The sequence below is a fragment of the Sorangium sp. So ce1014 genome (genome assembly GCF_051521505.1).
Lineage (GTDB): Bacteria > Myxococcota_A > Polyangia > Polyangiales > Polyangiaceae > Sorangium.
This window is the reverse complement of sequence record NZ_CP150356.1, coordinates 11,277,875-11,290,491: the sequence shown is the minus strand read 5'-3', so window position 1 is coordinate 11,290,491 and position 12,617 is coordinate 11,277,875. Positions and strand designations below refer to the sequence as shown.

Below are 12,617 nucleotides of genomic sequence, written 5' to 3'. Positions count from 1 at the left end.
GGCGCCTCCGGCGCGGTCAGCGGCGCCACGGCGGCGCGATGCGGAGCCGGGTGAGGCGGCCGGCCTTGACGAGGGCGAAGCGCACCCGCTCCTCGTCCCGGAGCTTCGCCCGGATCTCGTAGACGCCGTCCTTCGGCGCGAGCGGCAGCTTGGCGCTGCCGGTGCCCACCTTCCGCCCGTCCACGAAGAGCGTGTCGCCCGACCCGGCGATCACCTCCAGCATGCCGTGTCCCTCGGGGACCTTGTGCTCGGCGGCGAGCGGCAGATCGTCGGGGAGCACGGGGTTGGCCGTCGTCTCACCGATCGGTCCGGCGGCCGTCACGGCCGGCGGCGCGGCGGCCGGCGGCGCGGCGGCGGACGCCACGGCAGCGCCCGCCATGGCGGCGACCGCGGGCTCGACCGCTGACGGGCTCGGCGGCTGGGCGGGCGGCGGGGCGCTCTGCAGCTCGTGATCGCGCGACAGCCGCGCGGCCACCGCGAAGACGAACGCCGCCACCGCGAAGAGGACCCACATGGTCAACCGGTTGTCGCGGGCGGGCGGCGGCGGCGTGGGCACGTAGGCGGACGGCCGGCGCACCCGGCGCGGCGTGGGCGACTCGTCGACGGAGGGCGCGGGGGCGGACGCCGCGCCTCGCGCTGCGGAGGGCGCGGGCGCCCTCAGCGCCACGGGCGCCGGAGCCGGTTCCTCGGCGACCGGGGGCGGTGGGAGCGAGCCGAGCGTGACGAGCCGCTCGGGCCTCGGGTACTCCAGCGCGGGCAACGTGGCGTCCGGCCGACGCGGCGCCGGCCGGACGCCCGCCACGGCCGGCGTCGCGCTCGCGAGCGTCACGGCCTCGGCCGGCGGGGTCCATGTCGCGCGCGCGTTGACCACATCGCCATGGATCTCTGCGAAATCACTCGGGATTCTGGCGCTCGCCAGCGCCCTCGCCTCCGCCCTGAGCGCGCTCGCAACCGCGGTGGTCTCGTCGTCGCCGTCGACCGACACCACCGGGATGGACGCCGCCGACCCGGGCGCTGACACCACCGACATCACCGGGATCGAAGCCGCCGAGCCCGGCGCAGACACCGCCGAGATCGGCGCCACCGAGCCGGGCACCACCGTGAGCTGGTCATCGGCGAGCTCGACCGGTGCGCGCGATGACGCGGCGGCGTCGCCGCCGAGCTCCGGCAGCAGCGCCATGACCGGTGCACGCTCCGGGGTGCGTCGCACGCCGCGCAGCGTCTCCTCCTCGTGGATCACGGCGGGCGCCAGCAGGTCTTCTCCCTCGCGGCCGATCACGCGCCGCACGCCGCCGCGCGCCGCGACGTCGTTCAGCACGTCCTCGACGAGGCTCGCGGCGAACTCGCCCGAGGTGATCACCGATCGCGGCGAAGTCCCCCGGGCGAGCGCCTTCAGGAGCGACCGCGCCGGCTCGGGTGTCGCGTCGATGGTGGCGCCCATCCCCTCCAGATCGAGGATGACGCGCTCGGCCTGCATCAGGGGCGGCCCGTGGAGCAGCCGCTGTGCCGCCCGGGCCGCGGCGATCGCGGGCACGAGCTGCTCTGCGAGCGTCCCCTCGAACCCGGGGCGCGGCGGCGCCTCGAGCTCGCTCTCCGGCGCGGACGCCACCGCGAAGCGGCCGGAGCCGACGCCGAGCAGCGCCGCGAGCACCGCGGGGCCGCGATGGAACGTCCCGTCCTGCGCCGTCCGGGTCGCGCCGGCGGGGCGGCCGTCCCGGATCAGCACCTCGTACAGGAACGCGGCATCGCGCACCGACACCAGCGCGTCAGGCCGGCGCGCGCACGCGAGCGACAGCAGTGTCCGCGTCGTCATGCCGTCGAGCCGCCCGCGGACCTCACCGCCGGTCGCGATGCGCTCGGCCACGCGCCGCCTGCCCCGCAGGACCTCGTTCACCCGCTGCACGAAGGCCGCGGCGCTCGCCTCCTTGCGGAGGTAGCCGTCGGCCTGGGCACCGAGCTCGCGGAGCCGCTGGAGCAGGTCTTCCTTCCAGGACAGCAGGATGACCGGCACGTCGCGCAGCGCCACGTCGCGCTTGAGCGCCCGGCAGAGGGCGAAGCCGTCGAGGCGCGGCATGAGCACGTCGCTCACGACCAGATCCGGCGTCGTCTGGTACGCGAGGTCGAGCGCCCGCGCCCCGTCGTGCGCCTCGTGCACGTTCGCCCCCGCGGCCCGGAGCACGCCGGCGAGGAACCACGTCACCGCCGGATCGTCGTCCGCGACCACGATGTCCATCGCGTCGAGCGCCGCGTCGACCGGCGCCGCGGTGGACGCGGCGACCCCGCGCGCCGGCGCCTTCGCGCGGATCTCGCTGTGCAGCCTCGATCGGTCGCCCTCGGGCGCGCTCGGCGCGGTCATCCACGGCGCGAGCGGCAGCGCGCCCTCCGGACCGTTCGGCGAGAACCGCACGCCGCCGTGCGAGCGGATCGTCACGAGATCGCGGATGCGCGCCACAGCGCCCCAGAGCGCCGCGAGGACCTCGGCGCCGTCGCCGAGATCCACGTGCTCCCCGCGGCTCCTCGGCTCGGCGGCGTCGCAGAGCCCGCGGCGCAGCTCCTCGGCGAGGCGCGCCCCGAGCTCGTCGAGGCTGACGGCCCCGAGCGGCCCGCGCGCGGCGCGCGTGTCGTCAGAGCGCACGCAGATCGCCGCGGCCTCGGCGGCGGCGCGCCGGAGCGCGTCGGGTGACGCCGGCTTCGCGAGCGCGCGCGCGGCGCCGAGCGCAATGTACGGGGCCGCGTCCTCCGGTCGAGCGAAGCGCCCCACGGCGACGACCGGGCAGAGCTCGGTCAGCGGGTCGGCGGCGAGCGCCTCCGCGAGCCCGCGCGCGCCCGGCAGATCCGCGTCGAGCAGGACAACGTCCGGCGCGAAGGCGCGCGCGAGATCGATCGCCGTGTCCACGTCGTCGGTGCGCTCCACCTCGAACGACGGCCCGGCGCCGGCGCTCCCCGGATCGAGCGCCCCGGCGAGCGGCGCGCCGCCCACGACCAGCACCGTGATCGACGCCTCGAGCGACGCGGCCTCCGGCGCCTCGGCGGAGAGCGCCTGCTCCGCGCTGCGCGGCGAGGACGCGCGCGCGCTCGCCTCCTCGTCGTCATCGAGCGTGAGCGGCCCGGCGGCGAGCGCGCGCCCGTTGCTCACCCCCGCGATCCAGGTCGTGCTCTTGCCCTTCGCGGAGCCTGCGTCCGCGGCCTCCTGCTCGGCCTCGGCGCAGCGTGCGCTCGCCGGTCCGGCAGCGTGCGCGCGCTGCGCCACCGCCTGCTCGCGCGGCGCCTCCACCTGCTCGCCGATCGCCGACTGCCCCCATGCCAGGGCGGGCAGCTCCTCGAGTATCTTCCGCAGCGCCGCGGTGACCTCGCCGGTCGGCCGGCCGCCGCTCGCGCCGATGAGCTGCGACTCTCCTTCGGCGAGCCGCTCGGCGACCCGCGCGAAGCGCAGGAGCCGCGCCCCGGCGCCGAGCGAGTGCAGGCGCCGCTTCAGCTCCTCCGCGAGCCGCGGCGCATCGTCGTCCGCCTCGATCCGCCGGACCATCGTGCGGAGCTCGGCCACGCGGCGACCCAGGTTCGCCACGAACTCGGCCCGCGCCCCGCCCAGCCGCTCGTGCCGAGCCTCGCCCGCTGCATTGCTCCGCGGTCCCGCGTGCTCCACCGCCCTCGATCCTACGCCCATTGGCGGTCCCGTATCACAGGAGGATCGGACACCCGAACTTCTCGGCGATCGGGCCCGCGCGGTCACCGGGCCGGGGCGCAGGCGTCACCTGCGTCACCTCATTGAGAGCCCAGCTCCGCGGCGATCTGCTCCCGGACCCAGGCCCCTGCGGCCTGCGTGCCGAGCGTGCCGCCGACATCGGCCGTGCACTTCCCCTGGTCGAGCGCCTGGGAGACCCAGCGCTCGATGCGGCGCTCCTCCTCGGGCCACCCGAGGTGGGCGAGGAGCAGCCCGGCGGTGAGCATCGCCGCGAACGGGTTCGCCACGTCCTTGCCGGCGAGCGGCGGCGCCGACCCGTGGACCGGCTCGAACAGCGCGACCCGCGCCGGATCGGACGCGTGCACGTTCGCGCTCGCGGCCATGCCGAGCCCGCCCTGCAGCGCCGCGCCGAGATCGGTCACGATGTCGCCGAACAGGTTGTTCGTCACGATCACCTGGAACTGCGACGGATCCTGGATGAGGTACAGGCACAGAGCGTCCACGTAGACGTGGTTCGACTGGATCTCCGGGTACTGGGCGCGCACCTCGTGAAAGACCCGCAACCACAGCTCGTGCGCGTGGCGCATTGCGTTGGACTTGTCCGCCATCGTGACGCGCGTCCGCCCGCTTGCGCGCGCGTAGTCGAAGGCCGCGCGGATGATCCGCTCGACCCCCTTCCTCGTATTTACGTCCTCATTGATCGCAACCTCGTCGGGGGTGCCTCGCTTGAACTGGCCGCCCATCCCGACGTAGATGCCCTCGGTGTTCTCGCGGAACACGACGAAGTCGATGTCCTTCGCCGCGCGACCCTTGAGCGGGACGAGCCGGTCGGACAGCGCCCGGACGGGCCTCACGTTGGCGTAGAGGTCGTAACCGAAGCGCATCCCGAACAGGATGTCGCGCGCGTGCTCGAGGTTCGGCACGCGGGGATCGCCGAGCGCGCCGAGGAGCACCGCCGAGCACTCGCGCTGGATCGCCACCTGGATCTGGTTCGGGAAGGTCGTCCCGTCGCGCAGGTACCTGTCGGCGCCGAGGTCGAGCTCCCAGAGGTCGATCGGCAGCCCGGCGCGGGCCTGGTAGAGCTCGAGCAGGAGCCTGGCCTCCGCGGTGACGGACGGGCCGATGCCATCGCCGCCGATGATCGCGATCTTCTTCTTTTTTCCGGCTGCCACGGGGTCGCGTTCCGGGCTCAGCCGAGCGCGCGTTCGACCGGCACGTACTCCAGCCGGTGGGTTGCGGCGACGGGGCCGTAGGTCACGTGTCCGCCGTGGGTGTTGATGCCGAGCGCCACCGCCCGGTCGGCCCTGGCGGCGGCGGCGATGCCCTGGTTGGCGATCGCCACCGCATAGCCGATCGTCGTGTTCGTCAGCGCCCAGGTGCTCGTGTGCGACACCGCGCCGGGCATGTTGGCGACGCAGTAGTGGACGACCCCGTGCACCTCGTAGGTCGGGTTGTCGTGGGTCGTCGGTCGGCAGGTCGCGATGCAGCCCCCCTGATCCACGGCGACGTCGACCACGACGGTCCCCTTCTCCATGCAGCGAATGTGGTCCTCGGTCACGAGCAGGGGCGCCTTGGCGCCGGGCACGAGCACCGCGCCGATCACGAGATCGGCCCGCTCGCACATTGTCTCGATGTTCTCCGCGTTGGAGTAGAGCGTCTCGATCGCGCCGCCGAACACGTCCTCGAGGTAGCTCATCGTCTCGGCGCGCACGTCGAGCACGGTGACCTGCGCCCCCATGCCGACCGCGATGGTCGCCGCGTTCCGCCCGACCACGCCGCCGCCGAGGATCGCCACGCGGCCGCGCCGCGTCCCCGGCACGCCGCCGAGGAGCACGCCCTTGCCACCCCGCTCCTTCTCTAGGCACGAGGCGCCGACCTGGACCGCCATCCTGCCGGCCACCTCGCTCATGGGGCGGAGCAGCGGCAGCGAGCCGTCCTCGTGCTGGATCGTCTCGTACGCGACGCCGGTCACGCCGCGCCTGGCGAGCTCCCTCGTGAGATCGGGCTCGGCGGCCAGGTGCAGGTAGGTATAGAGGAGCAGACCCTGGCGGAAGTGGCCGTACTCGGAGGGGAGCGGCTCCTTCACCTTCACGACCATGTCGGCGCTCCACGCTTCCGCTGCCGATCGCGCGATGACGGCGCCCGCGCGCACGTAGGCTTCGTCCGAGAGCCCGCTGCCCTCGCCGGCGCCGGACTCCACGAGGACCCTGTGCCCGTGCCCCACCATGGCCCGGACACCCGCGGGGGTCATGCCGACGCGGTACTCACGTGTCTTGATCTCCCTGGGGACTCCGATAAGCACACTCGCTCCTCTCCTCGCCGAACTGCAGAGCGAGGTATGTGCGACGATAGCAGAAACGCGCCCTTGCAACCCTGCAAGCCGCCGATACGGAGGCTGTTTCCGAGGCGAGAAACCTCGGAAAATCCGTTCGAATTGACCCTCGTGTCAGCGGTTCACACCCCTGCGGCGGCCTCGAGCGCGGCGCGCACCAGCAGCGTGATCTGTCCCGGAGACGCGAGATCGAGCGGCCCCAACATGGCCTCTGCGTCGAGCAGCAGGAGCTCCAGCGCCTCGCAGTGCGCCGCCAGCGCGTCCTCCCGGGCGTCCCCGAGCCGGACGACCGCGGCCGCGCCGTGCAGGGCGAGCGCCCAGGTGGGGGCGAAGCTCTCCTCGGTGGGGAGCCCGATCAGGGCGAGCTCGACCCCGTCACCGAGCCGGATCACGCCGAGCGGCCTCGGGAGCGGCGCGTGCGGCGACGGCTCGGCCGGGACGACGGCGTCCGCGATGCGGCGGACGGCGTGGGCGAGCATCGTCATGCGGCGCGCGCTCGCCGCGATGACGAGGTGCGGCGGCGGCGCGAAGCCCGGCCGGGCCAGGCGCGTCACAAGGGACCGGAGCACCGGAAAGTGCTCCGGCGGGGCGAACGGCGTGGTGAGGTCGGCGAGCGAGATGCGGCGGATCTTCCCGGCCGCCGTGAGCTCCATCAGGACCTCCAGGATCAGCAGATCCGGCGCGCCGATCTCGTCGAGCAGCTCGTCCAGGTTGTGCGGCATCTGGAGCAGCGCCGTGAGCTTCTCGGCCACGACCGCGCGCTCCGTCGGCTCCCCGAGCGACGAAGGCGGCGCCGTCGGGAAGCGCATCGCCTCGAGCTTGAGCGCGGTCGACTCGGCCGCGCGGAGCGTCGGCGGCGGCGGCATCGATCCAGCGCGGCTCCCGCGCGCCGCGCTGGTCGGCATCGGCGCGGTGATGTCGGGCACCGAGGTCGCCGCGCTCGCGTCGTCCGCCGCGCCGGCGCCCCCGGAGGCCGCGCCGACGTTGAAGGTCTCGTGGCTGTGGAGGGGCGGCAGGTCGAGATCGTCGCTCGACGGCTCGGTCACCAGGAAGGCCTCGCCGGCGGGCGCGAGCTCGATGCGCCGGCGCTGGACCTCGTCGACCTGGTGGAGCGCCTCCATCAGGAGCCGCGAGGTCGGCACCATGAGCCGGCGCACGCTCGTCGGCTCGCCGGGGGAGAACGCGAAGTGGCCGTCGCGCTCCCCGAGCAGCCGGTAGAGCGCCTTCTCCCCTTCGAGGAGGCGGTAGACGGCGTCGATCACCTCCCCTGCCGAGAGCCGGAGCTCGCCGGCGCCGATCGGCGTGGTGATCCCGAGGACGCCGCTCCGGCGGTTCATCGCGAGCAGCTGGAGCAGGTCGACGAGCGGCACCTGCTGGAGGTCGCCGCGGATCTCCTGCAGCGGCGTCGGCTTGGAGCCGCGCGGCGAGGCCTCGGTGATGCGCGAGACGATGTGATCGACGTCGCCACGCAGGACGTCGTCGGGGCCGAGATCGCCCTCGGCGTCGTCGACGACGAACAGGATCGGCGTGTCGGCGAGGTCGGGGACGGCGGCGAACGCGTCCGCGAGCGCGCTGTCCTCGTCGATCGCCCTGGCGGCGAGCACGACGTCGGGCGGCCGCTTGAACGCCTGCTCCACGGCCTCGAAGGCGCCGTTCGCGTTGTTCACCGTCAGGCCGCGCGCCCTCAGCGCCGACGCGAGCGCGCCGAGCGCATCCACATCCGAATCAACCAGCAGCACCCTGCGAGACACTGGACGGCGCCCTCCGAGTCAGCCGAAGACCCGCAGCCCGGCCGCGCGGCCGAGCCGCTCGGCGAGGAAGTCCGCGAGCAGCGGATCGGCGGCGTGGATACCCTTCACGAAGCCCCCCTGGTTCCGCCCGACGAGGGCATACGCGCCGTGCTCCGCAAGCACGCAGAGCGCCTCGATGTCGTCGCACCCCGGCGAGGATCGCAGGTCGAGGGCGTGCACCACCACGTCGTCGCGCGGCGAGGCCAGCAGCGTCTTCACCTGAGCACCGAGGCTGAGCCCGTCGTGGTGGGCGACAAGGATCAACACGGCGCCCCCGCGGAGCGCGTTGCGGACCACCGACGTCGTGAGCAGGACCGTATCGGACACCGACAGGTCGAGCGCCCTGGGCGCCGAGATCGCGGAGGGGCCCTCGGCGCTCGGGGTCTCGCGCACGAGCAGGCTGAAGACCTCGCCGATGGTCCGCCGATCCTGGGGGATGCGGTGCATGATCGAGGACTTTGTGGCGTCGGCGCGCCGCCGGGCGATGCGGAGCAGCTGCGCGAGCCCCTGGCCATCGTGCGGGAACGTGGCGACCCCGACGAGCAACCCCTTCGGCAAGTACCCGGCCCGCTTCTCGCTCCCGGCGACGCGCGAGAGCATCCGGCGGTGGCAGGCATGCGCCTCCAGCCCGGCGGTCTCGGGCATGAGCAGGTGGAACTCGTTCTCGTCGACGCGGGCCAGGATGTCGGTGTCGCGCACGGCGCGGAGCAGGTGCTCGGCGACCTGACCGGGGTTGAGCGTGTTCGAGGGGGGCGGCGGCGTGGCCCGCCAGAAGGCGAGGTCGTCCGGGCGCTCGGGTACAGCCGTCGCGTCGGGCTCGATCACGATGGTGGCGATCGTGAACCGGCGGCCGTGCCGCTTGGCCTTGTCGATCTCCCGACCGGCGACGTCGACGTAGTAGGCGAACGAGTAGGCGCTGGTCGCCGGATCCTTCATCGCGGCGCCGACGGTCGAGCGCTCGCGTTCACCGAGCAGAGCGAGCGCCGTCGTCGCCTGCGTGGCGAGCAGCTTGACGAGGCCGTCGAGGAGCGGAGCGCGCCGGGACGTGGAGGCGCTGCTGTCCGGGCGCCTGACCGAGGGGAACGCCGAGCTGCGACCGGGCTCCTTCTGGAGCAGGAGGTGCCCCGCCGACAGCCTGCGGAGGGCGAGAGGAACGACGACAAGCTGCTCGCGCCGGGCAAAGTCGAGGATGTCGGCCTCGCTCCCGTAGGCCGGTGCGCGGTCGAGCGGCCCGGTCAGCGCCGAGCGGGCCAGCTCGGTGGAGCGCTCGCCGACGGTCAGGTACACGGCGGCCGCGGCCGCGGCGGTCGCCTCGACGAACACCTCGGCGAGCTGCTGGGCCGCCGCGTTGCGGTCGCGCGCGTCGGCGAGCTCGGCCACGCGGGCGATCCACCCGGCCGCCCGCGCGCTACGCGCCGACTCCTGCTCGAGCTGCATCCGGAGGGCCCGCTCCGCGAAGCGCAGCCGCACCGAGCCGACCGCGTTCAGCACCTCGTCGCCGCCGAGCGGCAGGAGGAAGAGCCCGGCGCCGCCGAGCGCGACCGCGTGGGCGCCCGCCTCGAGCTCTGCCCGCGTCGCCAGCGCGAAGACGGTCGCCTCGGGCGCGAGAGCCTTCAGATGGTGAACCATGGCGAGGCCCGCCCCGTCGCCGAGCCCGACATCGATGAAGGCAACGTCGGGCGCGCCGGTCTCGGCCAGGGCGATCCCCTCCGAGAGCTCGCTGGCGAGCATCAGCTCGTCCGTCGTGACGACCCGCGAGAACAGCGTATGGGTCGCCTCGTCGGCGATGACGGCGAGCACCTTGAGCGAGATCTCGTGGATCGGCGCCCGGTTTGGGCTCCAGACCCCCTCGAGCGAGGCGGTCACGCGATCACCACCTCGCCCGAGAACGCCCGGCGCGCCGGGCCTTGCATGAGCAGCTCCAGGGATCCGGCGGCGACGGTCACACGCAGCGCGCCGCCGGGCAGCACCACGCGGACGGGCGATCCGTACGGCGCGCGGCCCTGCGCGCACGCGGCGGCGGCCACGGCGCAGGCGCCCGTGCCGCACGCCAGCGTCCGGCCCACCCCACGCTCCCAGACGGTCACGTCGATGCACGCCGCCTCGCCCGGTCGAACGCGGCAGAACTCGACGTTGACGCCCTCGGCCGGCGTGGTCGCGACGGTGGGCCCGAGCGCGTCGATCGCGTCCTCGGTGTAGGGATCGAACGTCACGGCGTGCGGGTTGCCGACGTCCACGGTAGCGAACCGGTGCTCCGCGCCGAGCGCGGTGACCGCGAGCGGCTCGCCCATGCGGGCGCGGCCCATGCCGACGAGCACGTCGAAGCGATCGCCTGCCCGGGTGACCTCGCAGCGCTTGTCGCCGGCGTCGGTCGCGATGGTGATCTCCTTCTGGGGCGTCCCTCGGGAGACGAGGTAGGCCGCGACGCAGCGGATGCCGTTGCCGCACATCTCGGGGCGGCTCCCGTCGGCGTTCCAGACATGCATGCGGGGCCGATCGCGATCGATGACCAGCACGCCGTCGGCGCCGACGCCGAACCGCCTGTCACACAGGCGCCGCGCCGCCTCGGCGGTCATCGGGACCGCCTCGACGAGGATGAAGTCGTTGCCAAGACCTTCCCATTTCTCGAACCGGACGACGTTGTCCCTCATCGCTTCGCCCCGGAGAGCCGCATTCGCGCCTCGGTCTCGTTGAGCCCGCGGACGGCGACGACCTTGCTCCTGCCGCTCGTGCCGAGGGCGATCTGGATATCGTTCTGGCGCACGTCGAGCGCGCGCGCGAGCAGCTTGACGAGCTCCGCGTTGGCGGCGCCGTCGACGGGCGGCGCGGCCAGCGACACGTCGAGCGCCCCCTCGCGCACCCCGGCGATGGCCGAGCGCGACGACCTGGGGCGCACGTGGACCGAGATGCGTACGCCTTCGGCGCGCTCGGTGATCGCGAGGCGACTCCATGCACCGACGGGATCGCTCTCCTCGGGTTTGCTCATCTGGCCGTTGGCATCGTAGCGTATCTGGAGCTCACGCGTGGTTCCCGCGAGCCGCGGCAGCGTCGCTCGGCGGACGGCCACCGCGAATTTGCCGCTCGGCGGGCTGACCCGCTACTCTTTTCGACCAGGTCGTGGGCCGGCTCGCGCAACATGATCCGGCAGGGGCGACTTGCGCCGGCGGTTCTCGATAGTCGCCGCTGATGCTCATTTCCGCGGTGGAGGCGTTTGCCATGACTGATGAAGGACAAGGGTCGGTGGCCGCGACGTCCGGCCTTGCGAGGAGGTTGTGTGCGCTCGCGCTGCTCGCGGCGTCGGGCGGTCTGCTCGCGTCTGCATGCGCCAGTAACGAGAGCAGCCTGTTCATCCGCATGCGGATGGCGCCGACGGAGGACTGCTCCTCCATAACCTGCGGCCCTGGCGAGGAGTTCTGGACCGCAGATGAAGTGGACGCCGCGTACGATTTCAGCCACTCGGCGACGCTCCTCGTGGGCAACCAGATCGTCCAGCGCGGCGACTCGGACGTGCTCCGCACCGAGACGTCGCGTGTCCAGCTCTACGAGGCCGAGGTCCGCGTCGCCGACCTCGCGGGCACCCCGATGACGGAGGGGTACGTGGTTCCGATCGCGGGCCTGGTCGACCCGGGGAGCGGCGGCGACGCCGGCTACAACTGCACCGAGGTCCTCCTGATCGACGGTGCCACGATGGACAACCTGCGCTTCCAGGCCGCGGCGCTCGAGCGCGACATCGAGGTGGTGGCGACGGTGGTGGTGCGGGGCAGGACGCTGGGCGGCCAGGAGGTCGAGACCGCCGAGTGGTCCTACCCTGTCCGGGTCTGCTTCGGCTGCAGCCCGTGCGTCGACACGGCCCCGCCGAGCTGCTGCCAGAGCTCCGCGAGCGAGGAGTGCCAGGAGCTCGACGAGATCGAGCGTACCTGCTCCGGCAGGGTGGGCCCGAAGGACTGCCGCGACCTGGGTGAGACCTGCGGCGAACACCTCGACGGCTTCGGCCTGTAGCGCCGCGCCCCGGAAATCCCGCCGGGGATGGCTGGCCGGCGGAGCCAGGACGCCCTCCCCCGGGCGCTGGCTCGAAGCGCCGTCACGGCGTCGCTTCAACGCGGCGCACCGGGGCTGCCTCGGGTGACGGCCCCTTCATCGCGTTGAACAGATAGACGAACGGGAGACCGAGCAGCGCGAGGTCGACCTGGGCGGCGAGGACGACCGCCGTCTCCCTCGAGTCTCCGAGCCCGAGCCGCATCTGGGCGAGCAGCCCTGTGCTCAGCGCGTAGCGCGAGTGGAAGTTGTAGCTGCGGACCCCCCAGAAGACGGCGGCGGCGATCCCCGGCTCCACGGCCTTCGCGTCATCGCTCCACCGGCCGTACATCCCTGCGGAGAGGACCAGCGGAAACGAGTCGAGGACCGGAACGAGCGCCGCGACGCCCGCGCCGGCCTGAAGCTCGTCGAACGCGTGGGTGAGCACCTCGGCATAGGGTCCGACGCCGAAGTCGTCGTTGGCGGTGCGGCCGAACAGGACGTCTCCTCGCAATCCAGCGTGAAAGACGGTGGTGTCCCACAGCCGCCGTTCGAGGCCGGCGCCGGCGAGGCCGAGGGTGACGCCGACGCTCGCCTGGGGTTCGGCGCGGGCAGTGCCGTGCACGAGGACGACCCCCAGGAGGGCGGCAATCAAGGCAGCTGGGCGGCCCGCCGTAGCCATGATGGGGCGATGCTACAGGGCGCTGCCGGGCAGCGCGCTCGAATTCTGCGATCGGCGCCGATCAACGCGGTTGCCCGGGGCTCGTCTTCGAGGTTTCCGGCCAGGTCTTGGCGCGCG

Annotated in this window: 9 protein-coding genes; 1 reads left to right on the top strand and 8 read right to left on the bottom strand. The window is 73.5% G+C overall.

From position 1 onward, the window contains the following. Positions 1 to 16: 16 nt before the first annotated feature. From WME75_RS42585 to WME75_RS42555, 7 genes are all read right to left on the bottom strand, one after another. Positions 17 to 3,643, bottom strand: coding sequence for a response regulator (locus tag WME75_RS42585; protein ID WP_437483195.1), 3,627 nt, complete (start codon positions 3,641 to 3,643; stop codon positions 17 to 19). A gap of 119 nt (positions 3,644 to 3,762) precedes the next feature. Beyond that, on the bottom strand, positions 3,763 to 4,854 hold the full coding sequence (locus WME75_RS42580) for an isocitrate/isopropylmalate dehydrogenase family protein (protein ID WP_437483193.1): 1,092 nt from the start codon (positions 4,852 to 4,854) through the stop codon (positions 3,763 to 3,765). 17 nt (positions 4,855 to 4,871) lie between these two features. After that, positions 4,872 to 5,984, bottom strand: a complete 1,113-nt coding sequence (ald, locus tag WME75_RS42575; protein WP_437483190.1) for an alanine dehydrogenase — start codon at positions 5,982 to 5,984, stop codon at positions 4,872 to 4,874. 152 nt (positions 5,985 to 6,136) lie between these two features. Beyond that, positions 6,137 to 7,732 carry a DUF4388 domain-containing protein gene (locus WME75_RS42570; RefSeq protein ID WP_437483187.1) on the bottom strand — a complete coding sequence of 532 codons (1,596 nt, stop codon included), beginning with the start codon at positions 7,730 to 7,732 and terminating at the stop codon, positions 6,137 to 6,139. 51 nt (positions 7,733 to 7,783) lie between these two features. Beyond that, entirely contained in the window at positions 7,784 to 9,670 is a 1,887-nt protein-coding gene (locus WME75_RS42565; RefSeq protein WP_437483184.1) for a diguanylate cyclase domain-containing protein, read from the bottom strand. Next, positions 9,667 to 10,455: a diaminopimelate epimerase gene (gene dapF / locus WME75_RS42560; RefSeq protein ID WP_437483181.1), complete on the bottom strand. Its 789-nt coding sequence runs from the start codon at positions 10,453 to 10,455 to the stop codon at positions 9,667 to 9,669. Before dapF ends, WME75_RS42565 begins: the two co-directional genes overlap by 4 nt. Beyond that, entirely contained in the window at positions 10,452 to 10,790 is a 339-nt protein-coding gene (locus tag WME75_RS42555) for a DUF167 domain-containing protein (RefSeq protein WP_437483178.1), read from the bottom strand. The genes dapF and WME75_RS42555 overlap by 4 nt, the downstream gene beginning before the upstream one ends. 230 nt (positions 10,791 to 11,020) lie before the next feature. Here WME75_RS42555 and WME75_RS42550 point away from each other — a divergent pair, with 230 nt between their 5' ends. Then, a complete protein-coding gene (locus tag WME75_RS42550) occupies positions 11,021 to 11,803 on the top strand; it encodes a hypothetical protein (protein ID WP_437483176.1) in 783 nt (260 codons plus the stop codon). A gap of 82 nt (positions 11,804 to 11,885) precedes the next feature. On the opposite strand, the gene WME75_RS42545 is transcribed toward WME75_RS42550, so the two are convergent. Further along, the gene (locus WME75_RS42545; protein WP_437483173.1) at positions 11,886 to 12,500 is read right to left on the bottom strand and encodes a hypothetical protein; all 615 of its coding nucleotides are present in this window, start codon (positions 12,498 to 12,500) and stop codon (positions 11,886 to 11,888) included. Between the last annotated feature and the right edge of the window lie 117 nt (positions 12,501 to 12,617).